The sequence below is a fragment of the Rhizobium leguminosarum bv. viciae USDA 2370 genome (genome assembly GCF_002008365.1).
In the GTDB taxonomy this organism is placed as follows: Bacteria; Pseudomonadota; Alphaproteobacteria; order Rhizobiales; family Rhizobiaceae; genus Rhizobium; species Rhizobium leguminosarum.
This window is the reverse complement of the sequence record NZ_MRDL01000051.1, coordinates 27,668-43,671: the sequence shown is the minus strand read 5'-3', so window position 1 is coordinate 43,671 and position 16,004 is coordinate 27,668. Positions and strand designations below refer to the sequence as shown.

The 16,004-nt window shown below is 61.0% G+C and carries 16 protein-coding genes and 1 pseudogene; 3 read left to right on the top strand and 14 right to left on the bottom strand.

The window, feature by feature from the left end; all coding sequences use genetic code 11:
• Window positions 1–58: 58 nt before the first annotated feature.
• From BS629_RS26950 to BS629_RS26945, 3 genes are read right to left on the bottom strand one after another with little or no spacing between them, the layout of a single operon-like run.
• On the bottom strand, window positions 59–2,047 hold the full coding sequence (locus tag BS629_RS26950) for a primary-amine oxidase (protein ID WP_018516420.1): 1,989 nt from the start codon (window positions 2,045–2,047) through the stop codon (window positions 59–61).
• A 60-nt stretch (window positions 2,048–2,107) separates the two neighbouring features.
• A complete protein-coding gene (locus BS629_RS39370; RefSeq protein WP_018242620.1) occupies window positions 2,108–2,281 on the bottom strand; it encodes a hypothetical protein in 174 nt (57 codons plus the stop codon).
• Entirely contained in the window at window positions 2,278–3,729 is a 1,452-nt protein-coding gene (locus tag BS629_RS26945; RefSeq protein WP_018516419.1) for an APC family permease, read from the bottom strand. Before BS629_RS26945 ends, BS629_RS39370 begins: the two co-directional genes overlap by 4 nt.
• Before the next feature lie 121 nt (window positions 3,730–3,850).
• On the opposite strand from BS629_RS26945, the gene BS629_RS26940 reads away from it, so the two are divergent.
• Window positions 3,851–4,888, top strand: a complete 1,038-nt coding sequence (locus BS629_RS26940) for an AraC family transcriptional regulator (RefSeq protein WP_018242622.1) — start codon at window positions 3,851–3,853, stop codon at window positions 4,886–4,888.
• 158 nt (window positions 4,889–5,046) lie between these two features.
• Here the strand turns inward: BS629_RS26940 and modA are convergent, their stop codons facing one another.
• The 7 genes from modA to BS629_RS26905 form a co-directional block, all read right to left on the bottom strand.
• Window positions 5,047–5,775, bottom strand: a complete 729-nt coding sequence (gene modA, locus BS629_RS26935; protein WP_172643989.1) for a molybdate ABC transporter substrate-binding protein — start codon at window positions 5,773–5,775, stop codon at window positions 5,047–5,049.
• Between the two features lie 42 nt (window positions 5,776–5,817).
• Window positions 5,818–6,183, bottom strand: a complete 366-nt coding sequence (locus BS629_RS26930; protein ID WP_018242624.1) for a cytochrome C oxidase subunit IV family protein — start codon at window positions 6,181–6,183, stop codon at window positions 5,818–5,820.
• 25 nt (window positions 6,184–6,208) lie between these two features.
• Complete coding sequence (locus tag BS629_RS26925; protein ID WP_018242625.1) at window positions 6,209–6,928, bottom strand: heme-copper oxidase subunit III family protein; 720 nt, start codon at window positions 6,926–6,928, stop codon at window positions 6,209–6,211.
• A gap of 11 nt (window positions 6,929–6,939) precedes the next feature.
• Complete coding sequence (locus BS629_RS26920) at window positions 6,940–7,659, bottom strand: cytochrome c oxidase subunit 3 (protein ID WP_018242626.1); 720 nt, start codon at window positions 7,657–7,659, stop codon at window positions 6,940–6,942.
• On the bottom strand, window positions 7,656–9,449 hold the full coding sequence (ctaD, locus tag BS629_RS26915) for a cytochrome c oxidase subunit I (RefSeq protein ID WP_018242627.1): 1,794 nt from the start codon (window positions 9,447–9,449) through the stop codon (window positions 7,656–7,658). The genes BS629_RS26920 and ctaD overlap by 4 nt, the downstream gene beginning before the upstream one ends.
• A 58-nt stretch (window positions 9,450–9,507) precedes the next feature.
• On the bottom strand, window positions 9,508–10,326 hold the full coding sequence (locus BS629_RS26910) for a cytochrome c oxidase subunit II (RefSeq protein WP_018242628.1): 819 nt from the start codon (window positions 10,324–10,326) through the stop codon (window positions 9,508–9,510).
• A 148-nt stretch (window positions 10,327–10,474) separates the two neighbouring features.
• On the bottom strand, window positions 10,475–10,864 hold the full coding sequence (locus BS629_RS26905) for a c-type cytochrome (protein ID WP_018242629.1): 390 nt from the start codon (window positions 10,862–10,864) through the stop codon (window positions 10,475–10,477).
• A 267-nt stretch (window positions 10,865–11,131) separates the two neighbouring features.
• Between BS629_RS26905 and BS629_RS26900 the strand changes: the two genes are divergently transcribed.
• Window positions 11,132–11,776: a LysE family translocator gene (locus tag BS629_RS26900; protein WP_018242630.1), complete on the top strand. Its 645-nt coding sequence runs from the start codon at window positions 11,132–11,134 to the stop codon at window positions 11,774–11,776.
• A gap of 131 nt (window positions 11,777–11,907) precedes the next feature.
• Here BS629_RS26900 and BS629_RS26895 read toward each other — a convergent pair whose 3' ends face one another.
• The gene (locus tag BS629_RS26895; RefSeq protein ID WP_018242631.1) at window positions 11,908–12,831 is read right to left on the bottom strand and encodes an MYG1 family protein; all 924 of its coding nucleotides are present in this window, start codon (window positions 12,829–12,831) and stop codon (window positions 11,908–11,910) included.
• A gap of 221 nt (window positions 12,832–13,052) precedes the next feature.
• Here BS629_RS26895 and BS629_RS26890 point away from each other — a divergent pair, with 221 nt between their 5' ends.
• Window positions 13,053–13,550 (top strand): HIT family protein, encoded by a 498-nt coding sequence (locus tag BS629_RS26890; protein ID WP_018242632.1) that lies wholly within the window; start codon window positions 13,053–13,055, stop codon window positions 13,548–13,550.
• Here the strand turns inward: BS629_RS26890 and BS629_RS26885 are convergent.
• The 3 genes and pseudogenes from BS629_RS26885 to BS629_RS26875 form a co-directional block, all read right to left on the bottom strand.
• Window positions 13,547–14,110 carry a hypothetical protein gene (locus BS629_RS26885; RefSeq protein ID WP_018242633.1) on the bottom strand — a complete coding sequence of 188 codons (564 nt, stop codon included), beginning with the start codon at window positions 14,108–14,110 and terminating at the stop codon, window positions 13,547–13,549. The two genes, BS629_RS26890 and BS629_RS26885, sit on opposite strands and share 4 nt — an antisense overlap.
• 98 nt (window positions 14,111–14,208) lie before the next feature.
• Window positions 14,209–14,974, bottom strand: a pseudogene (locus BS629_RS26880) (ABC transporter ATP-binding protein).
• Complete coding sequence (locus tag BS629_RS26875; protein ID WP_018242634.1) at window positions 14,971–16,002, bottom strand: FecCD family ABC transporter permease; 1,032 nt, start codon at window positions 16,000–16,002, stop codon at window positions 14,971–14,973. Before BS629_RS26875 ends, BS629_RS26880 begins: the two are co-directional and overlap by 4 nt.
• Between the last annotated feature and the right edge of the window lie 2 nt (window positions 16,003–16,004).

The window sequence follows — 16,004 nt, the reverse complement described above, 5'->3', positions numbered from 1 at the left end:
TTACAATCCGTCGGACTATCAAAAAGCAATTTAAAAAGGAACAGCCGTAGTATTACAGCTATGTGTGGCAGCAGGAACCGTTTCCGATGTCGTCGGGCGAAGGCTGCAGGCGACTGTCGACACTTTGGCCGTTTCCTTCCGGCGGCAGGTCCATGGCGATGTTGGACGCGAAGAAGCCGTTCGGTTTCAACGTGAAGCCGGCATATTCCACGGGCATGATCGGAAAATCCTCGGGCTTGCAGACATGGGTATGGCCGAAGGAATGCCAGAGCACGACATCGGCATTCTCGATATTACGATTCTGCTTGACATAACCCGGCAGACCGTCGCCGCCGGCGTGCACGTTTGGGTAATCGCCGCTCGCATATTTTTCCCTGGCATCGAAGGCGGTGACCCAGATGTGCTTCTTGGCGAAGCCGCCGCGCTGGGCAACGGTCGAATCCGGCTGGGCAAGCATGACAGGCGACGGCATGACGACAATCTTGTAGCCCGGCGCCTTGCCGACACTGTTCTGGATGTTGGGGTTGGAGACTTTCCAGTAACGGCCGGTCTCGCCATTGGCGAGTGCCGGGGAGTCGAGTTCGCGCTTCAGCACACGTGTCCTGGTATCGAAGACATTGCCATAGCGATTGTCTTCACCCCAGGGACGCGGCACGAACTCATGTTCGGTCACGGTATTGTCGCCGCCGTCGACATCCATGTGCAGGCGCGCATTGAAGAAATGCTGATGGGTCGGACCGCCGAGATTGTCATCGACCATGCCGCCCCATGGATAGGTTTCGCCGGTCGCGACCGCCGCCGTCTGGATGATGCCGGTGAGCTTGGCTTCGAGTTGGATCGTGCCGTCCTGGTAGAGATACCAGTAGAAGCCGTAATCGTAGTTGCCGACGGTTGCGAAGAAGGAGATGACGAGGCGGCGCGAACGGCGCACTTCGAAAATACCGTTGCGGAATTCGTAATGCTTCCAGAGGATGCCGTAATCTTCCTCATGCATGCAGATGGCGTTCTTCATGGTGAAGGGCTGGCCGAAATCATCCGCCGCCGGCACGTCGAAATAGTGAATATGGCCGAGGCAGTCGCAGCCGAGTTCGAGGCAATTGGCCAGGCGTCCGAGGCCATATTCGCCGGCATCGAAGGCGCTCTTCCAATAGTGGTTCGCGGTCGGGTCGGCGTAAGGCACGACCATTTCAGTGACACTGGCGCGAAAGACGACTGGCCGAAGCCTACCCTGATCCTTGATGCCGAGTTCATGCAGAACGAGGCCCTCGCGCGGGGTGAAACCGACACGGAAACTCCAGTTCTGCCATTCGACTTTCCAGCCGTCGACAGTAAAGCTCGGCCCTTGCGGCTGAACGATATGCAGCGGCTTGAGATCGGGCCGCGGTTCCGGGAAGGTTTCGCGGCCATAATTGCGCTTCTTCCTCGGGACGGGAATGATCTTCTCATCGTCGACGAGATCGACCACTCGGTTGGTGATCAGATCGACCACAGCCACCACGCCCTCGATCGGATGCGCGTAGCCGTTGTCACGGATATCCTCGCGCCAATAGGACACCGCGCGGACGATGCGCTTTCCCTTCTCGAACTCGCGGCCAAAATAGCCCGAGGAAAAAGGATCGATCTGGATGAGCGGAATATCCTCGTCGGTAATGCCGCGCTTCTTGACGGCAGCGATCCAGCGCGGATCGGATTTGACGGTGCCTTCAACGGTTTCGAATTCGCACAGCATGATCGGCGGCTGGCCATAGGGCAGTTCATCGAGAGGCAGCCGGATATAGGAGCACACCGTGCCGGTAGTCAGGTCGACGATGCCCTCGAAGGTTTCGCCATTGCTGATGTCGATTGCCAGGATGAAGGCGAGGCGCGGCAGCCTGTCGCCCAGGCGTTGGGCGGCAAGACCCGCCTTGGTCGGCTCCTCCAGCCGGGTTATCGGAAAGCGGAAGGTGGGTGCGAGTGTCTGCCTATCCTTGAGTATGGCAACGGCAGAAGCGATCTCAGCGAGGCTCAGGGGATCGAGCGGATGGGTGACTGCGACAACGGCGTCCATTGAAATACCTCTTGGTTTCGGGAGAGACGACGCACCATGGCGCGTCGCAAGCTGCGGTGATCAGGATCGACCGGAGCAGATCTGCGTCTCGATCATCATCTGGTTTGCATGAATGCAGAACACCGAGCAGAAGGCGTGGGCCTCGACGGCAACCAGCAATGTTGCGCCGGCAAGGATCGCGACCGCGAGAACCAGAAGGCGATCGACGGGTGCACATTCAGCAACGGCACTCATTCGAAGACCTTTCCGAGCGAGGCGTAGAGAGCGGGGTTGGATCTCTTGATCCGGATCGCAAACAGCGCGCCAAGAATGCCCACCAGCACCATGGCATAGGGGAAAGCCTTGACGATGAGGCTTTCGCTGCCGGAAAGGAGTGAAAGATTGGAACTGACCAGCACCAGCGAACCAATGAGGCCGAGGAGCGCGAGCGTCTGAGCGATCATCGTGGTCCAGGCGCTGTAGCTGTTCGGCGTCTTGCGGAAGAACATGATGATCGCGACGGAGACAAGCACCTGCACCAGCAGGATACCGATACCCGCAAGCGCCGCCATCCACGAGAACACGACGGTGTAAGGATCGGCGCCGAAGATCACGAACAGGCCAAGGACGAAGGCCGCGATCAGGCTTTGCAGCAGACCTGCAGCATAGGGTGAGCCATGCTTGGCGTGAACCTTGCCAAGCACCTGTGCGGCCAGGCCTTCACGGCCAAGGGCGAAGAAATAGCGGTTGAGCGTATTGTGGAAGGACAGGATGCAGGCAAACAGGCTGGTGATCAGCAGCACGTTCATCGCCTGGCTCGACCATGCGCCAAGCACGGAATTGGCGGCGGTGAAGTAGAAGCTGTCGAGACTGGCAGCCGCAGCAGCCTGCACCTTGCCCGGACCGTAGAATTGCACGATTGCCCAGGTGGAGAAAGCATAGAAGAGGGTGATGAGCAGCACGGCAACATAGGTGGCGCGGGGAATGGTCTTTTCCGGATCTTCGGCTTCCTCGCCGAAAATGGCCGTAGCTTCGAAGCCGATGAAGGAACCGATGACGAAGACCAGCGCCACACCAAGACCGGGCGCGAAGACCGACGATGGCGCAAAGGAGGAGAAGCTGATGCCTTCTGGTCCGCCGCCTGAAAAGACGATGGCAAGATCCAGAACCAGCAATATGGCGATTTCGGCAATCATGCAGACGCCGAGGATCGCGCCTGAGAAGGCGATGTTGCGCTGACCGCAGACCAGCACGACGACGAGTGCTGCGAAGGCCCAAGCCCACCAGGGCAGGACCAGCCCAAGCGGCGCTATGGCATTGGCCATGAAGAAACCGAACAGGCCATAAATGGCGATCTGAACCGCGCTATAGGTGACCAGCGCCATGAAGGCGCCACCCACGCCAGCCGGCTTGCCGATGCCATGGGTGATATAGGTGTAGAAGGCTCCTGCCCCGCCCACATGCCGGCTCATGGCGGTGAAGCCGACCGAGAAGAGCAGGTAGAGCAGGCCGGCAAGCACGAAAGCGCCGGGGACGCCTGCGCCATTGCCAAAAGCGAAGGCGGCCGGCGACGCGCCGACGACGGCCGTGAGCGGCGCGGCCGCAGCAACGACGAAGAACACGATGTGGGCGAGGCCCACCGAGTCCTTGGCCAGACGACGCTCCGGCGATGATGGTGCGGGCATGCTTGCTTCCAGTGTCATGGAGAACCCCTCTTTGCTTGTCTGTTGCGAAGAAGGTAAGCGCGGCGATCTGGCCCCGAAATTGCAGTTTATGCCAAAGAATCGATAATTCACGCCACGAAGGTCACCGGAGACGCTGAAAATGGCAGTTGCATCGCATTTGATCAGCCGCATGCCCTCAGTTGCTTCAATTCGAGCCTCCGTTTTGATCCCGCTGGTGCAACAAATCGATAAAAGATCCGGGAAAACCGACCTTCTTCTGGCTTCGCACGGCATTCTGCGCTCGCAATTGGAAGACCCCTATGCTGTCCTGCCCATGGCGCGTTATGTCGCGCTGTTCGAGGATGCGGCGACCATAACCGGCGAACCGGCACTGGGAGCCCGCATGGGCACCGGATTCAAGCCCGCCGACATCGGCCCTATCGGCATGCTCTTTGCGCTCTCGCCGACCATTCGCAGCGCTTTCGAACGGCTGTCGAAATATGTCAACGCGGTCCAGGGCGCGACCAGTTCCGGCGTGTTCGAGGAGAATGGCGATTTTGTCTGGACCTACCGGATCGTCGATCCCAGCATGTGGCCACGCCGGCAGGACAGCGAATTCACGATTGCCGCCTCGTGTCAGCTCGTCCGTTCGTGCTTCCGCCGTGGCTGGCGGCCGATCGAAATCCAGCTCGAGCATCAGACCCCGCGCGACGCCAGCGTGCTGGAACGCATCTATGGCGCGCCCATCCTGTTCGGCCAATCCGGCAACCGTATCGTCATGAACAAGGCGGATGCCGATCGTGTGTACCGTTCGGAAGACAAAAGCCTGATCGAAATCCTGGAGCGGCATATCGGCGATCTGGTCAACGAGCCAGCGGCCGGTGATGTCGTCACGGAAAAGGTCCAGGCTCTGATCAGCATCTATCTCGGCCGAAAGCCGATCAGGGTCGCAACCCTCGCCGCCGAACTGAAGATGTCGCCGCGAAGCCTGCAGCGCCGGTTGTCGGAGGAAGGCTTGTCGCTTCGCGATCTCGTTCGCCAGCACCGCCAGACACTCGCCGCCCACTATCTCGGCGACCAACAAGTCGCACCGATGTCCGAGATTGCGCGTGTGCTGGGTTATGCAGACAACACGGTGCTCTGGCGTGCGCTGCGGTCCTGGGAGAATAAGGGAAACCACCTATCTTCGAGACGTTGATCGAAGATGCGCGGCAACGGAGATCGCCCGATTGCTGCCCACGCCAAAGCTTGGCAATCTCCAACGCCCCTCATTCCTGAGGGGCGATCCGCAGGATCGCCTCGAAGGACACGCCGCAGCGTCGCTTCTTGCGCCATTGTATCTAACGCCGGGGCAACTCAGGGTGAGGCTCTCTTGGGCGTTGCGCCTGCCCGGTGGCGGCGCTCGACGCCCTTTGCCGCCAGGATGTCATCAACGGCTTTCGAGGTCAGAAATTCCGACAGCTGCCTGGCAGCTTCTGCGTCCGTTGAAGCGGCGCTGATGCCAATGGCGAAGTCGATGTAACTTTGGAGTTCTGCCGGAAACCGACCGACAAGCATGACCTCGAGAGCGGCGGCGAGAATCGAAGTCACGGGAACGACGCCCAACTCGGCCTCCCCACGGCCTACGGCCGGCGCTGTCTGCCCTCCTGATATGGCCACCAGCTTGGGCTTCACCTCATCGGCTATTCCCAAGCGTTCCAGCAAACCGGAGAAGTAGCCGCCGCTGCTTCCTTCGCTGGCGTAGGCGATCGATCCGGCGCTCTTCAACGCATGTTTGAATGCTTCCACCGACCTAATGTCGAGCGGCCGACCGCCTGCCTTGGCCGCCACCCCCATTGCTATGCGGCCGAATGCGACCTCGCTCCCCGCCTTGACTTTTCCCAAGGCGGTCAGATCCTCGATCAGGTTCGGATTGGTGATGACGAGGTCAAAAGATCCCCCGGCTTCAATCTGCTTTTTGACGACAGGATTGAGCTCCCACTTGACCGCAACTGTGAATCCAGTGGCCTTTTCGAACTGGGATATGAGAGCAAGGACGGCGGGTCGAACCGCAATAGCGCCAAAGAGCCGGATTTCCTGGGTCATGGCCGAAGTCCGCTCCGATCTATCGATCCTGTCCAACAGACCCTACGGCCCAGCCCCAAAGAAGGCGAGCCGAGTGAAGATCGTATAGTCCGCTTCCGATACCATCAGCGCCACGAAAACCAGCACCAGCAGCGGCGGCAGCAGGATGGCGTAGACGAGCGCCAGCCGTTCCCAGGCCATGTGCATGAAGACGGCGACGATCAGACCGGCCTTCAGCATCATGAACAGCAGGATCAGCGTCCACCTCAAGTAGCTCTGGACGCCGAGATAATCGACCATGTAGGACGCTGCGCTGAGCACGAAGAGCAGGCCCCAGACGAGGAGATAGAGCCGGATCGGGTGCTGCTGTCCGGTGTGTGCTTGTGCGTGCACCGTTTGGCTTTGTGCATGCGCCGTTGTTTCGCTCATGACGACCTCACCACAGATAGAAGCCCTACCACAGATAAAAAAACGCGAAGATGAAGACCCAGACCAGGTCGACGAAGTGCCAGTAGAGGCCCATGATCTCTACGGCCTCGTAGCGGCCTTTCCGGCTGGTGAAAAAGCCGCGCCGTTCCTGGTCGAAATCGCCCCGCCAGACCTTGCGGGCGACGATGAGGAGGAAGATGACGCCGATCGTCACGTGGGTGCCGTGAAAGCCGGTGATCATGAAGAAGGTCGATCCGAACTGTGCCGCTCCCCACGGGTTCTCCCAGGGGCGCACGCCTTCGGTGATCAGCTTCGTCCATTCGAAAGCCTGCATGCCGACGAAACATGCGCCCAGAACGGCCGTCAGCAGCATCAGGATCGCCGTCGTGCGGCGGTCGCGGCGATAGCCGAAATTGACCGCCATCGCCATGGTGCCGCTGCTCGAGATCAGCACGAAGGTCATGATCGCAATCAGGATCAGCGGCACGTCCTGGCCGCCGATATGCAGCGCGAAGACCTCGCTCGGATTGGGCCATGGAACGGGCGTCGACATGCGGGCGGTCATATAGGCGATCAGGAAGCAGCCGAAGACGAAGGTGTCGCTGAGCAGAAAGATCCACATCATCGCCTTGCCCCAGGAGGCGGTCTTGAAGGCGCGCTGATCCGAACTGAAATCGGCGGCGACACCGCGCAGGCCGGCGGGCCTTACGTCTGGCTCACCGTGTATCCCGATAGTCTGTGCCATCTGCAAATCTCCTAGTTCAGAAGTGTGCGGCAGAGATCGACGAAATCATTCGCCCAGCCAGCAAAGAGCGCGAAGAGCAAGAGCCAGACGGCGAGCATGAAATGCGAATAAATGGCGGAAAGATCGACGCTGAGGCGCAGCCTCTCCGGCGCAATGTCGGTAGAGAATGCCCTGACCGTCGTGTGCGAAAGCACGGCAAGCCCGCCGAGGATATGCAGGCCGTGCAGGCCGGTCAGCATGTAGAAGAAGCTGTTGGAGGGATTGTCGGCAAGCACATAGCCGGCTGACACCAGCTCCCGCCATGCCTGGACCTGTCCGACGAGAAAAGCGACGGCAAGGACAAACGCGGCGGCAAGCGCCGGCCGCAGGTTTTCCATGCGGCCATGCCCCGCTTCTCGTTTGGCCCATTGCAGCGCGGCGCTGCTCAAGGCGAGTGCTGCGGTGTTCACCCACAGCAGCCGAGGAACCGGCATTGCCCACCAGTCGGCGGACGCCATGCGCATGAAATAGGCGCTAACGGCAAGACTGAAGACGGCGCCGACGACGCCGAGAAACACGAAGAGGCCGATTTTCACTGCCGGCGCGGGCGACGGTTGCCGGTCGACGCCGTCATGAGCCGGCAGCTGTACTGACCCAGTTTCCAGCCAGGGCTTCGAGGTCAGCCGCTGCCCTGCCAGCCACCAGATGATGATGGCGCCGATGGCGGCGAGGAAGACCAGGATGACGTTCATGCGTGGACCTCCCGGGTTACGCCGCCGCCTGACGGCACATTCTGCGGAATGAAATCCTCGGCCGCCCCCGGCACGCTGTAGTCATAGGCCCAGCGGTAGACGACAGGCAGATCCTTGCCCCAGTTGCCATGCGCGGGCGGCGTCTGCGGCGTCTGCCATTCGAGCGTCGTTGCCCGCCATGGATTACCACCGGACTCCCTGCCCCGGAAAAGACTCCAGACCAGATTGAACAGGAAGACCATCTGCCCGACCCCGACGATCAGCGCCATGACGGTGATGAAGATGTTCAGCGTATGGGCCGAAGGCGGAACGAAGGCCGTCTCTCCCATCTCGAAGTAGCGGCGCGGCACGCCGAGCAGGCCGAGATAGTGCATCGGAAAGAAGATCGCATAGGTGCCGAGGAAGGTGATCCAGAAGTGGATATGGCCGAGCACGTCGTTCAGCATGCGTCCCGTGACCTTCGGATACCAGTGATAGATCGCCCCGAAGATGACGAGGATCGGCGCCACACCCATGACCATGTGGAAATGCGCGACGACGAACATCGTATCCGACAGCGGCACGTCGACGACGACGTTGCCAAGGAAGAGGCCGGTCAGACCACCATTGACGAAGGTGACGATGAAGGCGAGCGCAAAGAGCATCGGCAGCGTCAGGTGGATGTCGCCGCGCCAGAGCGTCAGCACCCAATTGTAGACCTTGATCGCCGTCGGCACGGCGATGATCAGCGTGGTGGTGGCGAAGAAGAAGCCGAAGGCCGGGTTCATGCCGCTGACATACATGTGGTGGGCCCAGACGACGAAGCTCAGCGCCCCGATGATGACGATCGCCCAGACCATCATGCGATAGCCGAAGATGTTCTTGCGCGCATGCGTGCTGATCAGATCCGAAACGATGCCGAAGGCCGGGAGTGCGACGATATAGACCTCCGGATGCCCGAAGAACCAGAAGAGGTGCTGGAACAGGATCGGGCTGCCGCCGCCGTGCTGCAGCTGCGTGCCCATTTCGACGATGGCGGGCATGAAGAAGCTCGTGCCGAGCAGGCGATCGAACATCATCATGACGCAGGCGACGAAGAGCGCGGGAAAGGCAAGCAGCGCCATCACGGTCGCGGTGAAGATGCCCCAGACGGTGAGCGGCATCCGCATCAGCGTCATGCCGCGCGCCCGCCCCTGCAGCACGGTCACCACATAGTTCAGCCCGCCCATGGTGAAGCCGATGATGAAGACGATCAGCGAGGAGAGCATCAAGAGGATGCCCCAGTCCTTGCCGCCAGGCGTGCCTGACAGAACCGATTGCGGCGGATAAAGCGTCCAGCCCGCCCCCGTCGGGCCGCCGGGCGCGAAAAAGCCGGCGGCGAGGATCAGCACCGCAAGCAGATAGATCCAGTAGCTCAGCATGTTCGCGTAAGGGAAGACCATGTCGCGCGCGCCGACCATCAGCGGAATGAGATAATTGCCGAAGCCGCCGAGGAAGAGCGCAGTCAGGAGATAGATCACCATGATCATGCCGTGCATGGTGATGAATTGGTAATAGTGATCGGCATCGATGAAGGCGAAATAGCCGGGAAAGGCGAGCTGAATCCGCATCAGCCAGGAGAGCACCAGCGCCACCAGGCCGATTGCGATGGCGGTGATCGAATATTGCACGGCGATGATCTTGGCATCCTGGCTGAACACATATTTCGTCCACCAGCTATGTGGATGATAAAGCTCGACATCCTCGACTTCGGCGGAGGGGATGGCGCCAGCACTACCGGATGGAATGCTTCCGGATGGAATCTCGACCATGATCTCTCTCCTCCCTTTTCCCCGCCGGTTCCTTGAACCGGCACGCCGCCTGACCGGTTCAATTTGCCGGCGGCAACGCTTCCGATGACGCCGTCAACTGGGTGAATGTCTGCTGCTGCCCGAGCCAGGTCTGGTAGTCCGCATCCTCGTCAACGACGACGGTGCCGCGCATTTGCGGATGGCCGACGCCGCAGAGTTCGGCGCAGAGAATCTCGAAGGTCCCCGTCCGCGTTGGCGTGAACCAGAAATAGGTGATCATGCCGGGGATCATGTCCATCTTGGCGCGGAATTCCGGCACATAGAAATCGTGGAGCACATCGACGGAGCGCAGCAATATGTGCACCGGCTTGCCGATCGGCAGATGCAGCTCGCCGCCCTCGATGATAACGTCGTCGAGACCGCTTGCGTCATTCTTGTCGAGGCCGAGCGGATTTTCCGGGGTGACGTCGCGCGTCTCGGCGCGGCCGAGCTTTCCGTCGGCTCCGGGCAGCCGGAAGCTCCATAGCCACTGCTGGCTGACGACCTCAACCGATGCGGCATCGGCAGGCACCGTGATGAACTGGTTCCAGACGATGAGGCCGGGCGCCAGCATCGCCGCGACGCCGAGCGCCGTCCCTCCTCCCAGCAGCAATTCCAGCCTGCGGTTCTCGGGCTCATAATGCGCCTTGTTGCCCGGCTTGTGCCGGAAGCGGAAGACACAATAGGCCATGAACGAAACCACCGCCACGAAGACGATGCCGGTGATCCAGAAGGTGATGACGAGCGTGCTGTCGATATAGGTCCAGTTGGACGCGATCGGCGTCCACCACCACGGGCTCAGCACATGGAACAGCACGGAGCCGACGACAATCAGGACGAGGATCAGCACGACAGCCATTTCCGCTCCTCCCTGAGCAGTCGACCCGTGAAACCGCATTCCGTAAAAAAGTCTGTTTTATTATCGCACAGATAGAAAATATCGGCAATTACGGCAATTTAGGCATGCGCCGCCGGCCGCGAACCGTCGTTTGGAGTATTGCTGCCCATCATTGGGAATACTGCTTGAGATAGGCGATGAGATCGGTGATCTCCTTGTCGTCCTTCACGCCGACGAAGGCCATTTTCGTGCCCTTGACCTTCGCTTTCGGATTGTGGAGATAGTCGCGCAGCACTGTCTCGTCCCAGACGAGACCGCCCTCGCCGGCAGCCTTCATTCCGGCCGAATAGGCAAAATTCGGATGCGTCCCGGCCTTTCTGCCGAACAGCTTATTCAGCGACGGGCCGACCTTGTTCGTATCGGTATCGGCGACATGACAGGTCGCGCATTTCTTGAAAACGGTGGCACCCGCCGTCGCATCGCCCTCCTGCGCCCCGGCGTTACCAGGAAAAAGAGCAATCACGAATGCGCCGATCAGCAGAACAACACGGTAATCCATGGCAAACCTCATCCTCCTCAAGGTTGCCAGCCACTCACACCCTCCGTTATCTCTCGCGTGTGAGTGGTGGTTGTATGGCGTAAAGCTTAGTCCTTCACGATAGCAAGTCAATCGCTTCCACAATTGGGACGCGGGCCAGGCCTGGTCCAGTCTTCCCGGGAGGGTCGGTCACCCTCGAGGATTGGATATTGACGGCGGTATCGGCAACGACATACTTGACTGTCGGCTTCAAAGCCGCCCTCGAAACCAGCCCAGGAAAGGCGCGCAATGTCGATTGCTGAAATTCTGTCTTTTGCTTTCGTCACCGCGCTGCTGATCATTTCCCCCGGGCCTAACGGCGTCCTCATCGCCAAGACGGTGCCGGCCTCGGGGCGTGGCGCCGGATTCGCCAATATTGCCGGCTTCGTCGCCGCCTTCTATGTGCACGGCACCCTGTCGATCTGCGGCATCTCGCTGCTGCTGGCGCAGTCGGCGCAGGCCTTCCTCGTCGTCAAATTGATTGGCGCCGCCTATCTCTGCTGGATCGGTATCAAGGCGCTGGTCGGTGCTTGGCGCGGTTATGCTTCCGTAACGTCAGTGGCCCCTTCCCGTAAGGTAAGGCATCTCCCCCGCGCCTTCCTCGAGGGGTTCCTCACCAACGCCCTGAATCCGAAAGTGTCGATGTTCTACCTCGCGGTCTTCCCGCAGTTCATCTATCACGATGCCAATGGCCGGGCCGCGATCGGCGAGGCTTTCCTTCTGGTCACCGTCCATGCCAGCCTCAACGTCATCTGGTTCGGCTCGATGGTCCTGCTCTTTGCGAGGCTCGCCAGAGCTGCGCGCAACCAGCGCTTCCAGCGCTGGCTGAAAGCCGCGACAGGCGTGGTCTTCATCGGCTTCGGCGCCAAGATGGCGACATTGCAGGCCGGATAGCGAAGACGGGCAAACCGCCTTCGTCACAGAAAGGCTGGGCGAACGTCCGGAGGGCGGCAACAGGATCAGCGACCTGCCGCCGGGACTGGATATGATACTGGCCTCGCGCAACCTCAACCGCCGCCATTTAACTACGCCCCGATTGAAAGCGCCTCCTTGACCGCCAAATCGGCCATGGCAAGCACCGCCTCGCGGGTCCTGGCGGCGGCGATGAAGCGGCCGTTGTGGCAGAAGCTTGCGCCCTCTATGCCGCAAACCGCCTCCAGTGCGCCATTGGTGAGCCCGGCCCAGGCCGCCGGCAGATCAGCCCTGAGCTCGAACCCCTCCTCGGCGCGCCGGATGCCGGTCACGCACCAGTCCTTTTCGCGCGGATGAACGACGAACAGCAGGTGATCGGCGCTCGCCTTGACGATGGCGGGACGGAAAGGCATGCCCCTCGGCAATTCCAAAACACGCCCCTGCCCCGCAGCTTCGATTGCCCGATGCACAATCGCCTCGGCCCGCAATTTTGCGGCACTCTGGGCGATCCTGGCCTCAACGAAACTGCGGGCAATGGCAAGGGCCGCGTGGAAGGCGCGGTTATCGGCCTCAGGGTCCGCTTCGTCGAAAACCGGTTTCAGGGTCTCCAGCAGCGCCGGCAGCGTCAACCCGGCCAACGGCCCCGAGGGGCTGAGCGCGCCATTATCAGTCAGATCGACCGGCAGCACGAAGCTGGCGTCGAAAGAGCCGTGCATCGCTTCCACATGTGCTTCGGGAAGGCCGAAGGCTGTGAGATAATCACGGCCGTAATGCTTCCAGATCAGGCCGAACGAGCTGTAGGGCTGGCCATCGTCGCGCAGCGGCGCGCCGCGCTGGTGGTGATCGAACATCCCGGCAGCGGGATCATAGGCTCCGCCGACATCATAGATGATCCGGTCTTCGCCCGGCGTGATCCACTCCGGCGCCCGGCTGCGGACGATCCGCGCCTGCGGGAAAAGCCGGGTCAGGATGACACTCGACAGCAATTCGTCGGCATGAAAGCCACCGGAATGGGTGACGAGGAAATCGGGGATCATGGGAGCTATGCGCCTTGTCGTTCGCGGAGAGTCCGCTTGCAGGTCGGCACCAAATAACCGTTGCCGGCTGCTATCTCAACCCATACCTTAAATCGGAGTCGATTTAAGAATAAAATGATGCAGCAATCCAATGTGTTACAGCGTCCTTTCTGACGTAACCGCGATACCGGCCTCTAGCGGGATTCATCGAAGCCCCTGAAGGGTGCATCAGGAGTAAGTCCGTGGAGATTCCCCAGCACTTTCACGTCGCCGAGACGGCAGGATGGTTTGTGAACCACCGCATCAATTCTGCCCTTCCCGGTTACCTCATCATCAGCTCCAAGACCGACACCAACGATCTGTCGGATTTGTCCGAAGATGCTTTGGCTGAATTCGGCCCTTTGCTCGCAAGAGCTCAGAGTGTTTTGAAACAGCAATTGAATGCTCAGCGCGTCTATATCGGCCGATACGGGCACTCGCCTGGTTACCCGATCCATTTTCATGTGATCCCGATATATGACTGGGTGGAGGAGTTGTTCTGGAAGGACGCTCGCTATCGTCTGCTCGAGAATTTCGCAGAGGGACCAGGGGAAACCGCAACGGATGGCGCGGAACTGACGCTGTTTGTCTGGCGCGAGTTCTGCGAACGCGCAGAGCCGCCACCGGTCAAAGGGCCATCGGTCTCAGAAGCCATCGGGCTGCTGCGGGAGACAATGCGGTTTTCGGCGCCTGAAGCCTAAGACAACACCGTTCCCGGCTGTCTTGCGACAAGCGCCCGGCTGGCCGCCGCGCCGGCATGCAGGCAGATGAGCCCGATCGCCGCGAGAGAATTGATCAGCAGAACATTCGCCACCACCGCTGCCGAAAACGCGCCCTCACCTGACGGAAGCACCGCCGTTGCAGCAAACAGCGCGCCTTCATAGGCAACGAACCCGGCCAGGAAGGCGCCGGCCATCGTAACGGTAAGATCTGTCGACAGACGAAGTACCCCGAGCGCCGTAGCCAGGCACGCAAATGCCGCGATACCGATCGCCAGACCCCAGGCATAACTGTCCCAGGTCTGGGGATAACCGAGTACGAGATATCCGACCATCTGGTTGGCAAGCCAGGCCAGCAGAACCGCCGTCACCGCCATCCGCCGGGGAAGAATGACAGCCGATACCGCCGCCAAGGCCACGAAGGGCGTTATGCAGGCGAAAAGCAGGCTGAGAGCGACGCTCGCACCTGAAATGACGACGACCCAGGCGACCGCGAAGCCGGGTGCGACAGGGCGCAGGGGAAGCTGATTTCGTTCGAGCATCTCGAAACTCCATTCGACCGCAGGAAATAATACGCCAGTCCGGGAAAAAGGCTAGCGAGGCCATACCTCCTCTTGAGATCGAAATTCCCCGCCATTCCTCAATCCATGACGTATTGGATATGATGCCGGCCGTGCACGGTCGATTTCTGGACATGGGCGCGAACGCCGAAGACCCGGCCGATCATATCCTCCGTCAGCACCTCCTCCGGCGCCCCCGAGGCGACGACCTCGCCTTTCTGAAGCACCGCCAGCCTGTCGCAGAACATCGCCGCCAGATTGAGATCGTGCAGCGCGACGATGCAGGTGATGCCGAGCTTCGAGATCAGCGAGAGAATGTCGAGCTGATGCTGGATATCGAGATGGTTGGTCGGCTCGTCGAGCAGCAGTTCGCTCGGCGCCTGCGCCAGCGATCTGGCAATATGGACGCGCTGGCGCTCACCGCCCGACAGCGTCTGCCAGAGCTGGCCCGCCCTCTCCCGCATGGCCCGTCCGCGACAGGGCCTCGTCGACGGCTGCGTCGTCTCCGGCGCCCCAGGACGACAACAGCCCGCGATGCGGCGTGCGGCCGAGCCGCACCACGTCGCGCACCGTCAATTGCGTATCCGTCGTCGTCTGCTGCTCGACGAAGGCGACGCGCCGCGCAAGCGCTGCGCGCGACAGCGAGGATATATCGTCATCACCCAGCCGGATGACGCCGCTGCGAACCTTGCGCAGCCGGCAAATCAATCTGAGAAGGCTCGATTTGCCGGAACCGTTCGGCCCAAGCAGGCCGAACACCTTGCCCCTTTCCACCGTTAGGCTGACGCCGTTGACGATGACGGTATCGCCGGCGGCAAAGCTTACCTCGTCGACGCTGATGCTCATGCATTCCCTCGCACGCGATAGAGGATGATGGCGAAGGCCGGCGCGCCGAAGAGCGCGGTGACGACGCCGATCGGCAGGATTTGCTGCGGTATGATGACGCGCGAAACAATATCGGCGCCGACCATGTAAATCGCACCGCCGAGCGCTGTTGCCGGCAGCAGCCGCCCATGCCCCGGCCCGACGAGGAAGCGGGCGGCGTGAGGGATGACGAGGCCAACGAAGCCGATCGAACCCACCATGCTGACGACGCTTGCCGTCATCGCCGCCGTCATCCCGAACAGCACGATTTGGACGCGGCGTACGGCAATGCCGAGCGAGGCGGCAGCATCCGTGCCGAAAGCGAAGGCGTCTAGCGCCCGCACATGGGCCATGCAGATGATGAAGCCGGCAAGCGCGATCGGCACCGACAGATAGACATCGGGCCAGCGCACGCCACTGAGCGAACCCAAAAGCCAGAACAGGATGCCGCGCGCCTGCTCGGCATTCGCCGATGTCGTCACGATGTAGGAGGTCAGCGCATTGAAGAGCTGCGAACCGGCGACGCCGCAAAGGATGATGCGCTCGCCGCGTCCTCCCGCACCCGTTGCCAGGAAGCCGACCAGCAGAAAGGCGATCACCGCACCGATGAAGGCGCCGCTCGAGAGGCCGAGAATACCGTAGCCGAAGCCGAGGATCATCACGCAGACGGCGCCCGTCGAGGCGCCGGCGGAGATGCCGAGCACATAGGGTTCGGCCAGCGGATTGCGCAGCAGTGCCTGCAGGATCGCACCGCAAAGCGAGAGCGATGCGCCGGCGCTGGCCGCGACGAGCGCGCGGCTCAGACGATAATCCCAGACGATGCCCTGGTGGATGCGGCTGAGCTCGAAATTCGTCCCGAACAGCCGGTTCGAGACCGCCTCCGCCGTGGTCGCAACGGGAATTGCGATCTCGCCGATGGAAACGGCAAGGCTGATCATCAGCCCGAGCAGGAGAAGTGCGGCAATGGTGAGCGCGGCAAGCGCCCACCATCCCTGTTGCCTGACCGACATTG

What these genes read in the sequence shown, in the direction of transcription:
- BS629_RS26950 (WP_018516420.1), bottom strand. Translation starts at nt 2,047, where the DNA reads ATGGACGCCGTTGTCGCAGTCACCCATCCGCTCGATCCCCTGAGCCTC.
- BS629_RS26940 (WP_018242622.1), top strand. Translation starts at nt 3,851, where the DNA reads ATGGCAGTTGCATCGCATTTGATCAGCCGCATGCCCTCAGTTGCTTCA.
- BS629_RS26885 (WP_018242633.1), bottom strand. Translation starts at nt 14,110, where the DNA reads ATGCTCGAACGAAATCAGCTTCCCCTGCGCCCTGTCGCACCCGGCTTC.
- BS629_RS39370 (WP_018242620.1), bottom strand. Translation starts at nt 2,281, where the DNA reads ATGAGTGCCGTTGCTGAATGTGCACCCGTCGATCGCCTTCTGGTTCTC.
- BS629_RS26905 (WP_018242629.1), bottom strand. Translation starts at nt 10,864, where the DNA reads ATGGATTACCGTGTTGTTCTGCTGATCGGCGCATTCGTGATTGCTCTT.
- BS629_RS26910 (WP_018242628.1), bottom strand. Translation starts at nt 10,326, where the DNA reads ATGGCTGTCGTGCTGATCCTCGTCCTGATTGTCGTCGGCTCCGTGCTG.
- modA (WP_172643989.1), bottom strand. Translation starts at nt 5,775, where the DNA reads ATGACCCAGGAAATCCGGCTCTTTGGCGCTATTGCGGTTCGACCCGCC.
- BS629_RS26875 (WP_018242634.1), bottom strand. Translation starts at nt 16,002, where the DNA reads ATGTCGGTCAGGCAACAGGGATGGTGGGCGCTTGCCGCGCTCACCATT.
- BS629_RS26925 (WP_018242625.1), bottom strand. Translation starts at nt 6,928, where the DNA reads ATGGCACAGACTATCGGGATACACGGTGAGCCAGACGTAAGGCCCGCC.
- BS629_RS26945 (WP_018516419.1), bottom strand. Translation starts at nt 3,729, where the DNA reads ATGACACTGGAAGCAAGCATGCCCGCACCATCATCGCCGGAGCGTCGT.
- BS629_RS26900 (WP_018242630.1), top strand. Translation starts at nt 11,132, where the DNA reads ATGTCGATTGCTGAAATTCTGTCTTTTGCTTTCGTCACCGCGCTGCTG.
- BS629_RS26920 (WP_018242626.1), bottom strand. Translation starts at nt 7,659, where the DNA reads ATGAACGTCATCCTGGTCTTCCTCGCCGCCATCGGCGCCATCATCATC.
- BS629_RS26895 (WP_018242631.1), bottom strand. Translation starts at nt 12,831, where the DNA reads ATGATCCCCGATTTCCTCGTCACCCATTCCGGTGGCTTTCATGCCGAC.
- BS629_RS26930 (WP_018242624.1), bottom strand. Translation starts at nt 6,183, where the DNA reads ATGAGCGAAACAACGGCGCATGCACAAAGCCAAACGGTGCACGCACAA.
- ctaD (WP_018242627.1), bottom strand. Translation starts at nt 9,449, where the DNA reads ATGGTCGAGATTCCATCCGGAAGCATTCCATCCGGTAGTGCTGGCGCC.